This is a genomic window from Arthrobacter sp. Ld5 (genome assembly GCF_051172775.1).
Lineage (GTDB): Bacteria > Actinomycetota > Actinomycetes > Actinomycetales > Micrococcaceae > Arthrobacter_D.
Genome location: NZ_JBPKBO010000022.1, coordinates 292,324 through 311,227 on the forward strand (window position 1 = coordinate 292,324; position 18,904 = coordinate 311,227).

17 protein-coding genes are annotated in these 18,904 nt (G+C 70.1%); 9 read left to right on the plus strand and 8 right to left on the minus strand.

Annotated features, from left to right (window positions below):
* Positions 1-26 precede the first annotated feature (26 nt).
* The 4 genes from ACSGDB_RS12110 (at position 27) to ACSGDB_RS12125 (ending at position 2,683) form a co-directional block, all read left to right on the plus strand.
* Entirely contained in the window at positions 27-182 is a 156-nt protein-coding gene (locus ACSGDB_RS12110) for a DUF4177 domain-containing protein (protein WP_148599555.1), read from the plus strand.
* A 2-nt stretch (positions 183-184) separates the two neighbouring features.
* Positions 185-667 carry a RidA family protein gene (locus ACSGDB_RS12115; RefSeq protein WP_434995012.1) on the plus strand — a complete coding sequence of 161 codons (483 nt, stop codon included), beginning with the start codon at positions 185-187 and terminating at the stop codon, positions 665-667.
* Between the two features lie 3 nt (positions 668-670).
* Complete coding sequence (locus tag ACSGDB_RS12120) at positions 671-1,585, plus strand: NUDIX hydrolase (protein ID WP_434995014.1); 915 nt, start codon at positions 671-673, stop codon at positions 1,583-1,585.
* A gap of 171 nt (positions 1,586-1,756) precedes the next feature.
* Complete coding sequence (locus tag ACSGDB_RS12125; protein WP_434995016.1) at positions 1,757-2,683, plus strand: hypothetical protein; 927 nt, start codon at positions 1,757-1,759, stop codon at positions 2,681-2,683.
* A 405-nt stretch (positions 2,684-3,088) separates the two neighbouring features.
* Here ACSGDB_RS12125 and ACSGDB_RS12130 read toward each other — a convergent pair whose 3' ends face one another.
* Positions 3,089-3,766, minus strand: coding sequence for a Crp/Fnr family transcriptional regulator (locus ACSGDB_RS12130; protein WP_434995017.1), 678 nt, complete (start codon positions 3,764-3,766; stop codon positions 3,089-3,091).
* Between the two features lie 230 nt (positions 3,767-3,996).
* Between ACSGDB_RS12130 and ACSGDB_RS12135 the strand changes: the two genes are divergently transcribed.
* The gene (locus ACSGDB_RS12135) at positions 3,997-5,196 is read left to right on the plus strand and encodes a MarP family serine protease (RefSeq protein WP_434995018.1); all 1,200 of its coding nucleotides are present in this window, start codon (positions 3,997-3,999) and stop codon (positions 5,194-5,196) included.
* Here the strand turns inward: ACSGDB_RS12135 and ACSGDB_RS12140 are convergent.
* Entirely contained in the window at positions 5,193-6,221 is a 1,029-nt protein-coding gene (locus ACSGDB_RS12140) for a DUF2332 domain-containing protein (protein WP_434995019.1), read from the minus strand. The genes ACSGDB_RS12135 and ACSGDB_RS12140 overlap by 4 nt on opposite strands.
* A gap of 197 nt (positions 6,222-6,418) precedes the next feature.
* On the opposite strand from ACSGDB_RS12140, the gene ACSGDB_RS12145 reads away from it, so the two are divergent.
* The 3 genes from ACSGDB_RS12145 to ACSGDB_RS12155 all read left to right on the plus strand — a co-directional run bounded on the left by ACSGDB_RS12145 (position 6,419) and on the right by ACSGDB_RS12155 (position 10,150).
* A complete protein-coding gene (locus ACSGDB_RS12145) occupies positions 6,419-8,113 on the plus strand; it encodes an ABC transporter substrate-binding protein (protein ID WP_434995020.1) in 1,695 nt (564 codons plus the stop codon).
* Positions 8,114-8,207: 94 nt separating this feature from the next.
* Complete coding sequence (locus ACSGDB_RS12150) at positions 8,208-9,212, plus strand: ABC transporter permease (protein ID WP_434995021.1); 1,005 nt, start codon at positions 8,208-8,210, stop codon at positions 9,210-9,212.
* Complete coding sequence (locus ACSGDB_RS12155; RefSeq protein ID WP_434995022.1) at positions 9,209-10,150, plus strand: ABC transporter permease; 942 nt, start codon at positions 9,209-9,211, stop codon at positions 10,148-10,150. Before ACSGDB_RS12150 ends, ACSGDB_RS12155 begins: the two co-directional genes overlap by 4 nt.
* 68 nt (positions 10,151-10,218) lie before the next feature.
* Here the strand turns inward: ACSGDB_RS12155 and ACSGDB_RS12160 are convergent, their stop codons facing one another.
* The 5 genes from ACSGDB_RS12160 to ACSGDB_RS12180 form a co-directional block, all read right to left on the minus strand.
* Complete coding sequence (locus ACSGDB_RS12160; RefSeq protein ID WP_434995023.1) at positions 10,219-11,175, minus strand: DUF5996 family protein; 957 nt, start codon at positions 11,173-11,175, stop codon at positions 10,219-10,221.
* A gap of 520 nt (positions 11,176-11,695) precedes the next feature.
* Positions 11,696-13,528, minus strand: coding sequence for a dipeptide ABC transporter ATP-binding protein (locus ACSGDB_RS12165; RefSeq protein WP_434995025.1), 1,833 nt, complete (start codon positions 13,526-13,528; stop codon positions 11,696-11,698).
* Between the two features lie 56 nt (positions 13,529-13,584).
* Positions 13,585-14,067 (minus strand): type II 3-dehydroquinate dehydratase, encoded by a 483-nt coding sequence (aroQ, locus tag ACSGDB_RS12170; RefSeq protein WP_434995026.1) that lies wholly within the window; start codon positions 14,065-14,067, stop codon positions 13,585-13,587.
* Positions 14,068-14,115: 48 nt separating this feature from the next.
* The gene (locus tag ACSGDB_RS12175) at positions 14,116-15,426 is read right to left on the minus strand and encodes an MFS transporter (protein ID WP_434995027.1); all 1,311 of its coding nucleotides are present in this window, start codon (positions 15,424-15,426) and stop codon (positions 14,116-14,118) included.
* 93 nt (positions 15,427-15,519) lie between these two features.
* Positions 15,520-16,095, minus strand: coding sequence for a TetR/AcrR family transcriptional regulator (locus tag ACSGDB_RS12180; RefSeq protein ID WP_434995028.1), 576 nt, complete (start codon positions 16,093-16,095; stop codon positions 15,520-15,522).
* Positions 16,096-16,202: 107 nt separating this feature from the next.
* On the opposite strand from ACSGDB_RS12180, the gene ACSGDB_RS12185 reads away from it, so the two are divergent.
* Positions 16,203-16,625, plus strand: a complete 423-nt coding sequence (locus tag ACSGDB_RS12185; protein ID WP_434995029.1) for an organic hydroperoxide resistance protein — start codon at positions 16,203-16,205, stop codon at positions 16,623-16,625.
* A gap of 61 nt (positions 16,626-16,686) precedes the next feature.
* Here the strand turns inward: ACSGDB_RS12185 and acs are convergent, their stop codons facing one another.
* Positions 16,687-18,645, minus strand: a complete 1,959-nt coding sequence (acs, locus tag ACSGDB_RS12190) for an acetate--CoA ligase (protein ID WP_434995030.1) — start codon at positions 18,643-18,645, stop codon at positions 16,687-16,689.
* Between the last annotated feature and the right edge of the window lie 259 nt (positions 18,646-18,904).

The window sequence follows — 18,904 nt, forward strand, 5'->3', positions numbered from 1 at the left end:
TTACAAGCACGCGCTAGGCTTTCTTCATGACCAAATGGGAGTACTCCACGATTCCGCTCATCATCCACGCGACGAAGCAGATCCTGGATCAGTGGGGTGACGATGGATGGGAGCTCGTGCAGGTGGTTCCCGGGCCCGACGGCAACGGCCTCGTCGCCTATCTCAAGAGGGAGAAGAACTAGCAGTGTCCGCAGAGAATTCCGTGATCTCCGGGGTCGAAGCGCGTCTCGCCGATCTCGGGATCACCCTGCCGGCCGTCGCTCCGCCGGTCGCCTCCTACGTTCCCGCCGTCGTGAGCGGGCATCACGTCTACACCTCGGGGCAGCTTCCCTTCATTGACGGCAAACTCCCAGCTTCGGGCAAGGTCGGAGCGGGTGTCGATGCCGCGACCGCCACGAATCTCGCGGCGGTCTGCGCCGTGAATGCGCTGGCCGCGCTCAAGAGCGCGATCGGCGACCTCGACCGCATCACGCGGATCGTGAAGGTCGTGGGCTTCGTCGCCTCGGACCCCTCGTTCACCGGTCAGCCGGGAGTCATCAACGGCGCGTCGGACCTTCTCGGCAACGCCCTCGGCGACGCCGGTGTGCACGCCCGCTCCGCCGTCGGCGTGGCCGTTCTGCCTCTCGACTCGCCCGTCGAGGTCGAGATCATCGCGGAGTTCGTCTAGATCGTGGACCGTCTCAGCACCAGGTTCTTCCCCGTGCACCCGGACCAGCGCACGGCAGCGCAGAGCTGGGTCGAACACGGGGAGCGCACGCCCCTCAAGGCGCGCGCGGCGTCGTCCGTGGTCCTGCTGCGCGACAGTGCGATCGGCACGGAGACCTACCTCTCCTACCGCCGCGGGCAGTCCCCGCTGGGCATCATCGGCTTCCCGGGCGGCAGCATCGAGGAGTCCGACGACGACGAGATCCCCTGGTACGGCCCCACGCCGACGATGTGGGCGAAGACGCTGGGCCTCGACGACCACCGCGTGGCCAGGCGCCACGTGCTGTGCGCCATCCGGGAGCTCTTCGAGGAGACCGGCGTCCTGCTCGCCGGGCCCGACGCCTCATCGATGGTCGAGGGCACCCAGGCCCGGGAGTGGATGAAGGCCCGCGAGGCGATCAACGAGGGGGAGTGCCGGTTCTCGGACATCCTCAGCCGGCGCGGCCTCGGCGTCCGGACGGACCTCATCAAGCCGCTCTCGCACTGGCTCACACCCGACTTCGCGCACCGCCGGTTCGACACCCACTACTTCGCCGCCGCGCAGCCCGTGAACCAGGAGCCGAGCATCCTCGAGAGCAAGGGCGTGTGGGGCGAATGGCGGTGGGCCGCCCAGGAGGTGGCCGACCGCGACACCACACGGCTCGGTGACGAGGTGGGCCAGCAGAACACCGCGGGCCGCACGCTCAGCGAGCTCGCCGTGCCGGCCGTGGAGATCATCCTCGAGAAGATCGGCTCCTCGCGCGGCTGCATCGCCTACCTCTCCCACAAGCGCCCGGTGAAGCTCTACCATCCGGAACTCGCCGAGCACGACGGCGATCTCATGCTGCAGGTCGAGTGCCCCAAGCTCACCGAGGGTGGGTCGGTCCAGCGCGGGCGCTGACCGCGCTCGTCGGGCCTCCGCCTCGGTTCGTCGCGCTTCCCTTCCCCCTTGCCTCGGTTCGTCGGGCAGTTGTGGTGGGTGGGGGTGTCGTGCACCGACCGTAGCTGCCCACTCGGCGCGATGCCCTGTGGACAATCGCCCAGGACACGGGGGCCGTAGTGGACTGGGGCGATGACCCGCCGAACCGAGTTGCCGCCGTCGATCAGCGGTGTGTCCTTCGCCCTCGTGGTGGCATCCGAGGTGCCGCGCAGTCGGACGCGTTGTGCGGATCTGGTGACTCCCAGCCGGGGGATCCGGCACCCTCGCGCTGCGAGCGAGGGCTATGCCGACTTTTGTCGGCCGTACCTGCTCGTCACCCCGGATGGCTGCCTGAGCCACGTCTCAGCGGCCCGGCTGCACGGCATCCCTTTGCCTCCGGTGTTCGAGCAGGACCGGCGCGTGCATCTCGCTCGGCCGCGTGGTGCTGCCAACCCGCGCCGCCGGGGAGTGGTCGGACGGCGGTTGTCGTTGGAGGACGCCGAGACCGTCGAGATCGACGGCCTGAGGGTGACGACGCCGGCGCGGACCTGGCTCGACCTGTCCGCGCTCCTGGGTCCCGTCCCCCTCGTCGTTGCCGGTGATTACCTCGTAAGCAGGCATCGGCGGTCCTTCGGCGCGTGGACCGACCCACTCGTCCCGATCGACGAGTTGCGCACGTATGTCGAAGGTCATGGACGGGTGCGGGGGCTCGCTCTTGCACAACGCGCGCTTGATCGCCTGCGCGTCGGCGTCGACTCGCCGCCCGAAACCCTCATGCGCCTCATGCTCGAGGATGCGGGCCTCCCCGTGTTCGCGGTCGACAGCCCGATTCTGGCCCCGGACGGTGTCGCGGCACTCTGGCCGGACCTGACGAACGAGCAGTACAGAGTGGCTGTCGAGTACGACGGAGCCCATCACCTGACGCCGGAGCAGCAGACGAGGGACATGCACCGTGACGCACTGACCGCCGAGCTGGGGTGGGCGCAGGTGAAGCTGAACCGTCTCGATCTGCGGGAAGGTCCCTGGTGGGTCGCAGCCAAGGTCGGTCGCGTCCTCAGGCGACGCGGATGGCAATCCTGACGCCTCGCGTGAGCGGCATCCGGGAGTTCGGTGCGCACGTGTGGTGGGTCGGAACGCCGAGAACCCGCCACAGCTGCACACTCAGGGACGGCACACGCGTGGCGCGAGAACCCCGGGGGCTCGGTGCGCACATGTGGTGGGTCGTAACGCGTGGGACCCGCCACAGCTGTGCGCTCAGCGGAGGGGGCGGGTCGTCTGAAGCCGGCCCGGAGGTCGGTGTGCACGTGTGGTGGGTGTCCGCGCGAGGGACCCGCCACAGCTGCACACTCAGGGACGGCACACGCGTGGCGCGAGAACCCCGGGGGCTCGGTGTGCACGTGTGGTGGGTGTCCGCGCGTGGGACCCGCCACAGCTGCCCGCTCAGGGCCGGGACGGGGCGGGACGGGGCCGGCAGAGGCCCCTCGGTCAGCGGCTGCGCTGGCGGAGACGCTGCACGTCGAGGATGACGACGGCGCGCGCCTCGAGCCGGAGCCAACCGCGCTGGACGAACTCGGCCAGGGCCTTGTTGACCGTCTCGCGGGACGCCCCCACGAGCTGCGCCAGTTCCTCCTGCGTCAGTTCGTGGGCCACGAGGATGCCGTCCGTCGCGGGCCGGCCGAACCGGTCCGCGAGGTCGAGCAGGGCCTTCGCGACGCGTCCCGGAACGTCGGAGAACACGAGGTCGGCCAGCGATTCGTTGGTACGGCGCAGGCGTCGGGCCAGGGCCTGCAGCAACTGGGCCGAGACCTCGGGGCGCGTCTCGAGCAGTGCCCGCAGGTTCTCGTTCTTGAGGCCGGCCAGGCGTGTCTCGGACACGGCGGTCGCGGTCGCGGTGCGGGGGCTCGGATCGAAGAGCGCCATCTCGCCGAACAGCTCGCCGGGGCCGAGGATCGCGAGGAGGTTCTCCCGGCCGTCCTGGGCAGTGCGTCCGAGCTTGATCTTGCCGGAGACGATGAAGTACAGCTGGTCGCCCTGATCGCCCTCGCGGAAGACCGACGACCCGCGGGGCAGATCGACCTCGATGAGCTCGTCCGTGAGAGCGGCGAAGACGTCGTCTCCCAGTGATGCGAAGAGGGGTGCCCGGCGCAGTACCTCGATGTCCATTGATTCTCCTGATGCGTCTGTAGTGCGTCGTTCCGCGGCGGTCCCCGCCGTCGTCTCCTGTCCATCTTGCCGTACCGGGGCGGCTGTGACGACCGCTACACGCCTCCGGCCCGTATTGCGGGCGGGAAGCGGGCCTTCTCCCCGCTTTCTCCCAAGCTTCGCCGCTAGACTCGCTCGCAGTGCCGGGACCCGCGCCGCAGTCCCGCACCCATAGCCAGGGGAGAATGTACGTGCCGGAAGTCAGTCTCGGGGAGTTCACCCTCCTCGACATCATCCTCGTGGTGGTCCTCCTCGGCTATCTGGTCGCGGGGCTCCGCAACGGGTTCCTCGTGACGCTCGGCGGCATCGCCGGCTTCGTCGCCGGAGCGGTGGCGGCCTTCTTCGCCGTCCCGCTGGTCAGCGGCTGGGTACCCGACAACCCGTGGCGCCTGATCGCGGTCATCGGCACCGTCATCGTGCTCATCGTCGTCGGCCAGGGCATCGGCTCCGCCCTCGGGGCGTCCATCCGCCGCTGGTCCGACTTCCCGCCCCTGCGCCTCATCGACCGGCTCCTCGGCGGGGTGGTGAACGTCGCCGTCGCCGCACTGGTGCTGTCGATGCTCGCCTTCAGCGTCGGCACCCTGGGCGTCCCGCTCCTGTCCCAGCAGCTCGCCTCCTCCCAGGTCATCCGGACCATCGACACGGCGACACCCGGACACGTCCGCACGTGGATGGCCCAGCTGCGCACCATCGCGGTCGACGACGGCATCCCCACCATCCTCGAGAGCGTGGGTCCCGCGGCCCCCGCCGAGGTCCCCGACGCGTCGGTGGACACGCCCGAGCTCGCCGCCGCGGGCGCATCGGTGGTCCGCATCACCGGAACCGCCTTCCAGTGCGGACAGAACCAGACCGGCTCGGGCTTCGTCATCGCGCCCGGACGCGTCGTCACGAACGCGCACGTCGTGGCCGGCGTCGAACGGCCCGTCGTCGAGGTGCCGGGCGGTGGCGCGCTGCCGGGCCGGGTGGTGCAGCTCGACACCGTGCGCGACGTCGCCGTGATCGCCGTCGACGGCCTGCAGGCCCCGCCGCTGTCCCTCGGTGAGGAACTGGCGAACGGCTCGACGGCGGCCTTCGCCGGCTACCCCGCGGGCGGCCCCTACCGCATCCAGCCGGCGAGCGTGCAGGGTCTCTCGCCCGTGCTCGTCAACAACATCTACGGCGCCGACCCCCGGCCCCTGCAGATCTACAGCCTCGCCGCCAACGTCCAGCAGGGGAACTCCGGCGGTCCGCTGCTGGACCTGCAGGGCCGGGTGGCAGGCGTCGTCTTCGCGAAGTCCACGGCGGACGCCCCCGTCGGCTACGCCCTCTCCCTCGAGGAACTGCGGCCCATCGCCGAGAGCGCCGAAGGCCTCGACGACACGGTCTCCGCAGGACAGTGCACCCGCAGCTAGCCGGACCGATCCGGGACTTCCTGCAGCCAGGCGATGGACTGTCCGTGCGGACCCGTCCGGGCCACCGACCGGCCGTTGTGCTGCAGCACGAACAGCCCGTCCTGCTCCCCGGGCGCCGGCTGCATGGCGCCGGGCACGCCGGTGAGCGTGCGATGGCCCTCGTGGGACAGCCAGTGCAGCGGGCGGGTCCGGTCCGCCGCGAGCCTCAGCATGGTCCGGGCGAAGCGGTCGCGACCCGTCCGGCCGAGGTAGGGGAGCACCGCGCTGTGGAACACGACGACGACGGCGTCCCGCGGGGCGCGCTCGACGAGAGGCTCGATGTGCTCGTTCAGGTCACCCCGGACGAGCAGCGGCGGATCGGCCCGGACCACGTCGAGGGCGGTGCGGAGCCGCTCCGCCCGGAACGCGTGCTCCGGCCAGACGAGCGCCTCGAGCCACCGGACGTCGTCCTCGTTCCGCGCATCGAGCGGGTTCAGGTCGATCCCGGCCCGCCAGGTCACCTCGGGCAGGCGCGAGGGCAGGGGCACGTCCCCGGACACGGCGCACTCAAGGGGCGGGACGGGTGATCCGGTGCGCGGGCGGACCGTTGGGCCCGGGGTGTAGGCGTAGGCGTACCGATCCGGGTAGAGACAGAGACCGGCCGAGGCTCCGACCTCGATGAGGGCGAGCGGCCGCCCCTCGTCGGCGCTGATGGCGGCGAGGAGCGGGAGCAGGACCGCGCATCGTCCGGCCTCGTTGGTCTGGGTGGTCCTGGTCTCCACGACGTCCCGGATGGAAGCCCACCGGGCGAGGACGAAGGAGCGGAAGGCGGAGTAGTCGCCGAGGGGCACCCCGACGAACCGTGCAGCGCCGAGGAAGAGGACCGGCTGGCGTCGCTCGGGCGCCAGGGTGTCGAGACGGGCGAGGAGGTCGTCGTCGTCGGCGATCCCAGTGCACCACTCGTCGTAGAGCGGCGAGTAGCCGCGTGCCTCGATCGCGGCGAAGCGGCGGTAGCGCTCCGCGGTGGTCGCTTCCGTCTCCGTCATCGGTCCTCCTGGCCGGCTGCGCCGTCGACGTGCCCGTCCGGCGCGCCGACGATACCAAATCGTAACCACCCGGACCCCCGAAATACCGTTTGAGCCCCGTCTGGAAGTTAGGCTCATCACACCTATAGCGCGTCGTCGTCGCGATCCCCAGGGTCCGGCACGGCCGCCAGGAATCACTCGTCACCAGGGAGTACTACATGTCCAACCGAGGCACATCCGTGCGCGGCGCAGGTTTCGTCAGGAAGCGCGCCGCTCTCACCGCGGGAATCTCCATCGCCGCACTTCTCCTCACCGGCTGCGTCCAGAGCCAGCGCGAGGAGAACACCGGCGCCGAAGGGGACTCCGGGATCGACTCCACCTTCGTCTTCGCCGCGTCCTCCGACCCGAAGTCGCTCGACCCCGCCTTCGCGAGCGACGGCGAGTCCTTCCGCGTCAGCCGGCAGATCTTCGAGGGCCTCGTCGGCGTGGAGCCCGGCACCGCCGACCCCGCACCGCTGCTCGCGGAGTCCTGGGAGACCAGCGAGGACGGCCTGTCCACGGTCTTCCAGCTCAAGGAAGGCGTCTCCTTCCACGACGGCACGCCCTTCGACGCCGAGGCCGTGTGCTTCAACTTCGACCGCTGGTACAACTGGACCGGCATCCAGCAGGCCGAGACGACGTCGTACTACTACGGGTCACTGTTCCGCGGGTTCGCCGACAGCCCCGAGAATGCCGTCTACGAGTCCTGCGAGGCGAACGGCGACAACGAAGTCACCGTCAACCTCGCCAAGCCCTTCGCCGGGTTCATCGCGGCACTCTCGCTGCCCGCCTTCGCCATGCAGAGTCCGACGGCTCTCGAGGAGTATTCCGCCGACGAGATCGGCGGGACCGCCGAAGCCCCCTCGCTGAGTGAATACGCCCTCGGCCACCCCGTGGGCACCGGCCCCTTCAAGTTCGACTCGTGGAACGTCGGGCAGCAGCTCGAGCTCTCGATCTACGACGACTACTGGGGCGACAAGGGGCAGATCACCAAGACGATCTTCCGCATCATCGACGATCCGCAGGCACGCCGCCAGGCCCTGGAGGCCGGTGACATCGACGGCTACGACCTCGTGGCACCCGCCGACACGCAGTCCCTGAAGGACGCCGGCTACAACATCACCCCACGCGACCCGTTCACCATCCTCTACCTGGGCATGAACCAGGCCATCCCCGAGCTCAAGGACCCGAAGGTCCGAGAGGCCATCGCCCACGCGATCGACAAGGACGCCCTCGTGGCGCAGACCCTGCCCGAGGGTACCGAGGTGGCCACGCAGTTCATCCCCGAGGTCGTCGACGGATACAACGAGGACGTCACGACCTACGACTTCGACCCCGCCCGCGCGAAGGAACTGCTCGCCGAGGCCGGCTACCCCGACGGCTTCGAGGTCACGTTCAACTACCCGACGAACGTCTCGCGTCCGTACATGCCGACCCCGGAGCAGGTCTTCACCAATCTGCAGGCCCAGCTCAGCGAGGTCGGCATCACGGTCAAGCCCGCTCCCGCCGCCTGGTCCCCGGACTACCTGAACCAGGTCCAGGGCACCCCGGACCACGGTCTGCACCTCCTCGGCTGGACCGGCGACTACAACGACACCGACAACTTCATCGGCGTCTTCTTCGGCCAGGAGAAGCTGGAATTCGGCTTCGACAACCCCGAGCTGTTCAAGGCCCTCGACGAGGCCCGCGGGATGAGCGACCGCGACGAGCAGACGGAGCTGTACAAGGAGATCAACGAGCAGATCGCCGAGTTCAACCCGGCCATCCCGCTCGCCCACCCCGCTCCGTCGCTGGCGTTCGCGAAGCGCGTCACCTCCTACCCGGCGAGCCCCGTCAACGACGAGGTCTTCACGGACATCGAGCTGAGCGAGTAGTAGCCTCACCCAGTGCGGGCCGGCCACTGATCCCGGTGGCCGGCCCGCACTGTTCTACCCGCCCGTCACCCCGGTTCACCCGGAAGGATCCCCAGTGTTACGCGTCATCGGTAAGCGGCTAGCCCTGCTCGTCCCCACCCTGTTCGGTCTCTCCATCCTGCTGTTCCTGTGGGTGCGGAGCCTCCCGGGAGGTCCGGCCACGGCCCTCCTCGGGGAAAAGGCCACCCCGGAGGCCATCGCCCGGGTCAACGAGCTGTACGGGTTCGACCGCCCGCTGATCACCCAGTACCTGACGTACATCGGCAAGCTGCTCCAGGGCGACTTCGGCGTCTCGATCAACACGGGGCGCCCCGTCCTGGAGGAGTTCGCCACCCGGTTCCCCGCCACCCTCGAACTGACGATGATCGCCCTCGTCTTCGCCATCGGCGTCGGCGTGCCGCTGGGGTACCTCGCGGCACGGCACAACGGGCGGTTCATCGACCACAGCTCGGTGGTCCTCAGTCTGGTCGGCATCACCGTGCCGGTTTTCTTCCTCGCCTTCATCCTCAAGTACCTGTTCGCGATCCAGTGGTCGCTCCTGCCCCCGGACGGCCGGCAGGACCCGAGGATCGACGCCACCCACTACACCGAGTTCTACGTCCTGGACGGCCTGCTGACGGGCGAGTACGACGCCGCCTGGGACGCGTTCCTGCACCTGATCCTGCCCGGGATCGCCCTCGGCACCATCCCGCTCGCGATCATCGTCCGCATCACGCGTGCCTCCGTGCTCGAGGTGCAGAACGCGGACTACGTGCGGACCGCCCGCGCGAAGGGCCTCATGGAACGCAGCATCCGCAACGGCTTCATCCTCCGGAACGCCATGCTCCCGGTGGTGACGACCATCGGCCTCCAGCTGGGCCTGCTCATCTCCGGGGCGGTGCTGACCGAGACGGTCTTCGCCTTCAACGGGATCGGCCGGTTCCTGCGGGACGCCATCTTCGGGCTCGACTACCCGGTCCTCCAGGGGTTCATCATCTTCATCGCGATCCTCTACGCGCTGATCAACCTGATCGTCGACCTCTCCTACTCCGTCATCGACCCGAGGGTGCGTGTGCAATGAGTACCATCCTGCCTCCCGCCGCCGGCGGCTCCGCGGCTCCGAACGATCCCGCCATCGACACCGGGCGCGGTACCGGCCTGTGGAAGGACGCGTACCTCCGGCTGCGCAGGAACCCGCAGGCCATCGTCGGCGCGATCATCATCGGGATCTTCCTGATCGTGGCCATTTTGGCGCCGATCCTCGCGCCCTACGGCGGCGACGACCTCCCGGGACGCACGTCCATCACCCCCACCACCATCCCCGGGCCGGGAGAGATCGACGGCTTCCCGCTGGGACTCGACCGCTTCGGCGGGGACGTGCTCAGCAAGCTCATCTGGGGTGCCCGGGCGTCGCTGCTGATCGGCGTCGTCTCGACGGCGCTCGGCCTCGCGGGCGGGATGCTGCTCGGCGTCCTGGCCGGGGGCATCGGCGGCTGGGTGGACAACGCCATCATGCGCTTCGTGGACATCCTGCTGTCCGTCCCCAACCTCCTCCTCGCCGTCAGCATCGCGGCGGTGCTGGGCCAGAGCTCCTACGCGATCATGATCGCCATCGGCGTCTCGCAGATCCCCATCTTCGCGCGGCTCCTGCGGTCCACCATGCTCTCGCAGCGGGGTGCCGACTACATCCTCGCGGCACAGACCCTGGGCCTCAGCCGCCGCACGATCACGATGAGCCACCTGTTGCCGAACAGTATGGGGCCCGTGATCGTGCAGGCCACCCTCACGCTCGCCACTGCCGTGATCGACGCCGCCGCACTGTCCTTCCTCGGCCTCGGCGGCGGGCTGCCGCAGGCCGCCGAATGGGGGCGCATGCTCACCTACGCGCAGGTGGAACTCGCGGTCGCTCCGCAGCTCGCCTTCCTGCCGGGTGCGTGCATCGCCATCACGGCGCTCGGCTTCACCCTGCTCGGCGAGTCGCTGCGCGAGGCCCTCGACCCGAAGACCCGCAAGAAGTAGACGGCGCGAGCAGGACGCCGGACAGGAGTGGCCATCAGCCTCCGGGCGGGTGGCCGCTCCTGCGCCGTTCAGCGCGCGTGCACCTCCAGCCGCCGGGGGTCGGTCAGGAGCCGCGCGTCCCAGCCGCCCGCCGCCGCGGCCGCGTCGTACGTGGCCCGCAGGAAGGCGAGCAGCACGGCGTCCGGGTCGTCGGCCTTCCGCACGGTCTCGTAGGGCAGCAGGAACTGGCGGTACTCGGCACTGTAGAACACGCCCTCGACGTCGACGGGTGCGTCCCGGTACCCCTCGGGTTCGGGGTAGGCGTACGAGTAGAACGCCCCCTCCTCGCCGCCTCCGGGCCAGAATCCGCAGCTCGAGAGTTCGTGGGAGTATCCCTCCTCCATGACCCAGTCAGGGCAGTTCGGGGCGCCTCCGGGATGGGTGGGCGCGGGCCGTCCCGAGAAGCGCGTGCAGGCCAGGTCCATGCTTCCCCAGAAGAAGTGCACGGGGCTCACCTTGCCCAGGAACTCGGCCCTGAACCGTGTGAGGACGCGGTCGGCCTGGATGAGCTGGCGCCAGAAGGCCGCGACGGCGCCGGCGTCGTAGGAGGCGTGCCCGTGGTCCTCGGCGAAGGGCACTGCCGGCTCCACCTCCGTGGGGACCGAGCGGATCGGCGCGTCGATCCCCAGCTCGGCCAGCGCCCCTCGCGTCCGCTCGTGGAACCGGGCCACGGACTGCGGCTCGAGGGGGACCACGCGGTCCTCACCCGAACTGGCGCGGAGGAGCAGACGGTGGTTCACGACGTCGAACTCCAGGTCGAAGAGGCCGTTGCCATAGGGGATCGACGACGTGCCCCAGCCGCGTGCGGTGAGGTAGAACGGCACCTGCCACCAGTGGTTGACCAGGGGAGCGTGGGCCATCCGGATCTTGCCGACGATCTGGCACCACATGTGCAGGGTTGCGCGGGTGTCCTGCCAGTCCTCGACCCGGAGGGCGGGCCAGCCGCCGGCCGTCGTCGTCCCGTTCATCGTGCCGTGCCCGCTCATGGTGTCCTCCGTCGTCGCGTGCGGACAATTTATGCGGCGCGCGGGCTGCCCGTACAGGGCGGGCCCGGACCGCTTGCAGGTGTGACAGCGACGGACCCCGGCCGAGGCGGGCAGCGTACGCCGTGCGCGGTCCTCTCCGGGGCTGCCCTGGGGCACGCAGGCCGACAGGCACAGGGCGCCTCAGGCGCCCGACTGCGCTCCGCACAGCCCCGGAAGGGCCGACGTCGTCGTCGCCGAGGGCCACACCGTGAACCGGCGGAAGACCCGGGTGCGCGGCGCCGGTCCGGCAGACGGTGGCCGGGGTCGTGGTGAACGCGCGCACCAACGGGGCGCGGACGGACTACGACGCCCTGACGGCGATCCTCCACAACTGCCGCGTATACGGGCCGGAGTCCCAGCGGCGCGGGCAGGCCGATCTTCGGGCGTACTTGCGGAGCGGATCTCCTGGGTGGCGTCCCTGAACCCGCAGCGGGGCCGCAGGCTCAGGGACGCCTTCGAACGGATCAGCTGGTGAGGGGCCCTAGGAGGCCAGTTCCCCGATGTTGAGCTCGTTGCCGGGGATGGACGCCAGGAGCTTCCGCGTGTACGGGTGGCGGGGGTTCTGGAAGACCTCCTCCGAGCTCGCGGCCTCGACCAGTTCGCCGTCCTTCATGACGCAGACGTAGTCCGAGATGAGCCGCACCACCGCGAGGTCGTGCGAGATGAACAGGTAGCTGAGGCCGAGCTCCGACTGCAGGTCGCCGAGGAGTTTCAGGATCTGGGCCTGGACCAGCACGTCGAGGGCGGAGACCGGCTCGTCGCACACGATCAGCTCCGGCTTCAGCGCCAGGGCGCGCGCGATCGCGACGCGCTGCCGCTGCCCGCCCGAGAGCTCCGCAGGGTAGCGGCGCAGGGCGTTCTGCGGCAGCGAGACCTGGTCCATCAGTTCGCGGACCCGGGCCGCGCGCTCCTTCTTCGATCCGCGCTTGTACGCGTTCAGGGGCTCCTCGACGATGCGCTCGATCGTGAACATCGGGTTCAGCGAGGAGTAGGGGTCCTGGAAGATGGGCTGCACGCGCTGCCGGAAATCGCCCAGCTGCGCCTTGTCGAGGGTCGCGACGTCCATGCCGTCGAACGTCATGGTGCCCGACGTCGGTTCGATCAGCTTCAGCAGCATGCGCGCCGTCGTGGTCTTGCCGGAGCCGGACTCGCCGACGATCGCGACGGTCTGCCCGCGCGGGATGTCGAGGGTGACGTTCTTCGCCGCGTAGAAGTCCTCCGTGCTGCCGCGCCGCCTGTACACCTTCGTGAGGTCGCGGATCTCGACGATGTTCGGGGGAGCGGCGGGTGTCCCCGTGCTCGCGGGCGGAGCCTGCCGGTCCGATGACGACGTCGCCGCGTGCGCCCCGCCGGCCGCGGGCGCGGTGGACGGGGAGGACTCGGCGGGTGCGGCGTCGTGCTCATCGAGGGCGGCCTCCGCAAGCTTCAGGCGGCTCGCGGCGTCCGCGGTGTAGGCGCCCGGGCTCAGGCGGACGGCGGCGACGCTCGGGGCGGCCCGCACCAGCGACTGCGTGTAGGGGTGCTGCGGGTCGTTGAGCAGCTGCGCGGCCGGACCCGTCTCGACCACCCGACCGCGATGCATGACCACGAGCTGCGAGGCGCGTTCGGCGGCCAGGCCGAGGTCGTGGGTGATCAGGAGCACCGACGTGCCGATCTGCTCCGTCATGCTCTCGATCTGGTCGAGGATGGTGCGCTGCACCGTCACGTCCAGGGCGGACGTCGGCTCGTCGGCGATCAGCAGGCGCGGCTGGCAGGCGAGGCCGATCGCGATGAGAGCGCGCTGGCGCATACCGCCCGAGAACTCGTGCGGGTACTGCTTGGCCCGCTCCCCGGCGTCGGGCAGGCCTGCCGCGGTGAGGACCTCGATGACGCGCTGCTTGACGTTCCTCTTCGTGGCCATCCCGTGGACGAGGAGGGTCTCGGCGACCTGCGTCCCGATCTTGGTGACCGGATTCAGGTTGGACATCGGATCCTGCGGGACGAGGCCGATCGCCCTCCCACGGATCGAGCGCATCTTCGCCTCGGACAGGCTCGTGAGGTCCTGGCCCTCGAAGAGGATGCTGCCGGAGGTGACCCTGCCGTTGCCCGGCAGCAGGCCGATGCAGGCCATCGCCGTCGTCGACTTCCCCGACCCGGATTCGCCGACGATGGCCAGGGCGCTGCCGCGCCGGAGGGTGAAGCTGGCCTCCTCGACCGCCTGGACCTCGCCGTGGGTGGTGCGGAAGCTCACCGCCAGGTTCCTCACCTCGAGCAGGGGTGCGTCGGGGTCGAGGGGCTGGGCGGCGGCGCTGCCGGCGGGGGTGATGTCCGTCATAGGACCATCGTGCCTCATCCGCCGGGAGATCGGTGTCGTGGCGACCGGTGCCGGGGCTAACTTTCCGGTGTCGGCGCACCGTTCGTGGCCGATGCGCCCAGCCGCCCGGCGAGGTGGTCGACGGCGAGGCGGTAGCCGTCGATGCCGGCGCCGACGATCACGGCGTCGGCCACGCCGGAGATGTACGAGTGGTGCCGGAAGTCCTCGCGGCGGTGCACGTTGCTGATGTGGACCTCGACCACGGGCAGTCCGACCCCCGCGAGCGCGTCGCGGATGGCGATCGAGGTGTGCGTGTAGGCGCCGGCGTTGATGACGATGCCGTCCGCCGTCGTCCGGGCGGCGTGGACGGCGTCGATGATCCCGCCCTCGTGGTTGGACTGCATTGCGCTGAGGGCGCAGCCTCGGTCCCGGGCCGTGTCCGACGCCAGCCGGACGACGTCGTCGAGCGTCGCCGTCCCGTAGACGTCCGGTTCCCGTGTGCCGAGCAGGTTCAGGTTGGGTCCGTTGATCACGAGGATGCGGGGCGTGCGCGGGGTCATGCCCTAACTATGCCGCACCCGCGGGGCGGAGGGCGTCACGGGTCGGGCTCAGGCCGGCAGGGGAGTGTGGCGTCGCGCGCGCAGGCGCACCGCGCCGAGCGCGCCGGCCGCGGTGACGAGGCTCATCGCGGCGAGGACGACGCCCGGGTGCCACCACGCGCCGTCGGTGGCGATGCCGAACTGCTGCGTGATGGACGGCGCGAAGCCGGCGACGATCGCGGCGATGCTGTAGGCGAAGGACAGTGCGGTGAACGCCGTCGCCGGGGTGAAGATGTCCGCCATGAGTCCGCCGAGCGCCGCCCAGCTGGCGGTCGGGAGGATGCCGCCGAGGATGATCGCCGCGACGTACACGGGTTCGGTGGCGATGCTGATGACCCAGTACAGCGGGAAGGCGATCAGTGCCGTGCCGAGCGCCCCGCCGGCGACGACCCGCGCGGAGCCGATGCGCATCGCCAGGTAGCCGAACGCGGGGATGGTGACGAGCTGCAGGACGGATCCGACGAGGGCCGCGTTCAGGACCGTCGCCTGGGACAGTCCCAGGGTCCCGGTGCCGTACGCCTGCGTGTAGGTGACCATCAGGAAGTATGAGCCGATGCCCAGGACGGCGGAGGCGATGGCGACGACGATGGCGACCGGCTGGGATGCCAGGACGGCGAGGAAGGGGATCCGGGGGAGCGCCTGCCCGCGGCTCGTCTCCTTGAAGACGGGCGTCTCGTCGATCGCGAGCCGCAGATAGATCGCGATGGCGAGGAACGGGAAGGCGAGCAGGAACGGGATGCGCCAGCCCCACGTGGTCATGACCTCCGGCGCGACGACGGTGAGGGCGAGGAAGATGGCGGAGATCAGCATGGTGCCCACGGGTGACCCGAGTTGGGGGATGGAGGCGTAGAGCGCCCGTTTGCGCGGTTCGGCGTGCTCGGTGGCGATGAGGATGGAGCCGCCCCACTCGCCGCCGAGCGAGAGTCCCTGCAGGAGGCGGAGCACGGTCAGGATGATCGGCGCCCAGATGCCGATGGTCGAGTAGTCCGGCAGCAGACCCACCGCGCCGGTCGCCAGTCCCATCAGGGTGATGGTCCAGATCAGCGTGCGCTTGCGGCCGATCCGATCACCGAGGTGGCCGAAGAGGATGGCGCCGAGAGGACGGGCGACGAAGCCCATCGCGAAGACGAGGAATGCCGAGAGGGTGCCGGCCAGGGGGTCCTGTGCGGTGAAGAAGACCGTGTTGAAGACGAGCGCTGCCGCCGTGCCGAACACGTAGAAGTCGTAGGACTCGAGGGCCGTCCCCACGAACGAGGCGCCGGCGACGCGGCGGGCCATGCGGGGATCGGTGGCGGGAGGCTGCTGCAGGGTGGTGGACACGCTGAAATCATCCTCTCGCCGCAGGGTACCGGCCACCTTTCAGGACGAACGTCACATCCGGACCGGACCGGACGGGACCGGCCCGAGCCCGGCTCAGGCCGGCAGGGGAGTGCGGCGCCGCGCGCCGATGATCGCCCGTCCGGCCGTGGTGAGGGATTCGGCCACCGCCGTCGGGTCTCCCATGAAGCCGTGCACCATGGCGCCGTCGCGCAGCATGATGAGCTGGTCCGCGACGACGGCGGGTCCCTCCACCGCGAGCTCGGTCAGCAGCTCGGTCACCACGGCGTGCAGCCAGGCCCGGTACTGCCCGACGGCGTCGCGGACCGGGCCCTCCGCGGGGTACTCGGCGGCCGCGTTGATGAACGTGCATCCGCGGAAGCCGGGCCGGCACGCCGCGGCGCCGTTCGCGGCGGCCAGCCGGAGCAGGATCTTGCAGGCGTCCGAGCCCTCGGCCCGCGCGGCGTCGACCGCTTCCTGCAGGTGGTGCAGCTGGTCCTCGAGGTACGCCACGACGAGGTGGTCCTTGGTCGGGAAGTGGCGGTAGAAGGTCACCTTCGTGGTGCCGGCGTCGGCGATCACCCGGTCGGCGCTGACCGAGCGGATGCTCGTGGCGTCGAACAGGCGGGTCGCCGAGGCGAGGATGCGCTCGCGGACGGGAAGGGTGGTCATGCTGCTCCGATCTGCGGTCGTCGTGCTGATTTGGCGGGAGTGGAGTTACTAGTTAGTCTACATAGTCGGCAAGGGCATCCGGCCCCCACGACGAAAGGAACGACACCATGAGCGCTCTCTACACGGCAGTGGCGACGGCGACCGGTGACGGTCGCAACGGCAAGGCACGCACTGACGACGGCCAGCTCGTCGTCGACCTCGCGGTCCCCACGGAGATGGGCGGTGCCGGCGGCGCGACGAATCCCGAGCAGCTCTTCGCCGTCGGCTACGCGGCCTGCTTCCACAGCGCCCTCAAGCTCGTCGCGTCCCGCAGCAAGGCCACCATCAGCGAGACGGCGGTCACCGCGGAGGTCGGCATCAGCGCGACCGACGGCGGCGGGTTCCAGCTCTCCGTCGCCCTGCACGCCGAGATCGGCGGGGTGGACCAGGAGACCGCTGACCGGCTCGTGGAGCACGCGCACCAGGTGTGCCCCTACTCGAATGCCACGCGGGGCAACATCGAGGTCACGGTCGACGCGACGATCGGCTGAGCCGATCCGACGCGAGGAAGGCCCCCGCAGGTGCGGGGGCCCTCCTCGTCTCCGCGAGCCGCTACTTGCGCAGCGACACCGCGATCTGCTGCATGATCGTCGGGTCGGACAGCGTGGTGGCGTCGCCGACCTCGCGGCCCTCCGCGACGTCCTTGAGCAGCCGCCGCATGATCTTCCCGCTGCGGGTCTTCGGCAGTTCGGGGACCACCAGGATGTTCCGCGGCTTCGCGATCGGGCCGATCTCCGTGCCCACGTGGTTGCGCAGGGTGGTGACGATGTCGTCGTCGTCCTTCGCGGAGCCGCGCAGGATCACGAACGCGACGATCGCCTCGCCCGTCGTCTCGTCGCTCGCCCCGACGACGGCGGCCTCCGCCACCGAGGGGTGGCTGACCAGGGCCGATTCGATCTCGGTGGTCGAGAGCCGGTGGCCCGAGATGTTCATGACGTCGTCGACCCGGCCGAGCAGCCAGATGTCGCCGTCGGCGTCCTTCTTCGCGCCGTCGCCGGCGAAGTACATGTCGTCGAAGCGTGACCAGTAGGTGTCCTTGAACCGCTGCGGGTCGCCCCAGATGCCGCGCAGCATCGCCGGCCACGGTTCGCGGATGACGAGGTAGCCGCCGGCGCCGTCCGGGACGGACTGCCCCATCTCGTCCACGACGTCGACGGCGATCCCGGGAACGGCGACCTGGGCCGAACCGGGCTTGGTGGCCGTCACCCCGGGCATCGGGGCGATCATGTGCGCTCCGGTCTCGGTCTGCCACCACGTGTCCACGATGGGCGCCGTGCCTCCGCCGATCACGTCCCGGTACCACATCCAGGCCTCCGGATTGATGGGCTCCCCGACGGAGCCGAGCACGCGGATCGACGAGAGGTCGTACTTCTTCGGGATGTCCCGCCCCCACTTCATGAAGGTGCGGATGGCCGTCGGCGCTGTGTACAGGATGCTCACCTTGTACTTCTCGACGAGTTCCCACCAGCGGCCCTGGTGCGGGGTGTCGGGCGTCCCCTCGTACATGAGCTGGGTGGCGCCGTTCACGAGCGGCGCGTACGCGACGTAGCTGTGCCCGGTGACCCATCCGATGTCCGCGGTGCACCAGAAGACATCGGTCTCCGGGCGGAGGTCGAACGTGTTCCGGTGGGTGAACGCGGTCTGCGTGAGGTACCCGCCGGTCGTGTGCAGGATGCCCTTGGGCTTCCCCGTGGTCCCCGAGGTGTAGAGGATGAACAGGGGGTGCTCGGCGTCGTGCGCGACGGCCGTGTGCTCGTCCGGGGCGCTCTCGACGACGTCGTGCCACCAGAGGTCGCGTCCCTCGCTCCAGGCGACGGGCTCGTTGTTGCGCCGGACCACGACGACGTGCGAGACGGTGTGGCCGTCCTTCTCGAGGGCGCCGTCCACGGCCGGCTTGAGGGCGCTCGGCTTGCCGCGGCGGTACGTGCCGTCGGCCGTGACCACGAGCTTGGCCTCGGCGTCGTCGATGCGGCTGCGGAGGGCGTCCGCGGAGAAGCCGCCGAAGACCACGGAGTGGACGGCGCCGATCCGCGCGCAGGCGAGCATCGTGACGACGGCCTCGGGGATCATCGGCAGGTACACGGCCACGCGGTCGCCCTTCTGCACGCCGAGGGCCCCGAACGCGTTGGCGGCCTTCTTGACCTCGCGGGTCAGCTCCGCGTAGGTGATGGTGCGGGTGTCTCCGGGCTCGCCCTCGAAGTGGATGGCCACCCGGTCGCCGAGGCCGGCCTCCACGTGCCGGTCCAGGGCGTTGTAGGCGGCGTTCACGGTCCCGCCGACGAACCACTTGGCGAAGGGGGCGTCCGACCAGTCGAGGGTCTGGGTGAAGTCGCGGTCCCAGGTGAGCAGTTCGCGGGCCTGCCTGGCCCAGAACTCGACGCCCTGCTCACGGGCCTCGTCGTAGAGGGACGGCTGCGCGACGGCCTGTGCCGCGAACTCGGCGCTCGGCGGGAAGCGGCGCTCCTCGTGCAGCAGGTTCTCGAAGGCGTCGCCTTGTCGTTCGGCGGTCATGATCTACCCCTTTGTGACGTGGTCGGTAACGGACAGAAGTAGCGTGGTGCGCCGGTCCGGCGCACCACCACGTGCTCTACGCCGACACTATCGAGTTCTCCCGGCCGCGTGTGCCCGCCGTCACAGGACCTAGCCGAACTGCGGCGATTGTGCGATGAGCGGCGCGGGCGCCGGCGCCCGCGCTTGGTGGAGAAGGGGTGGGCCGGTGGCTAGGGTGGAGGGAGGCAATCGACGTCGGAGGCCGCTGGTGCTCCGGCCG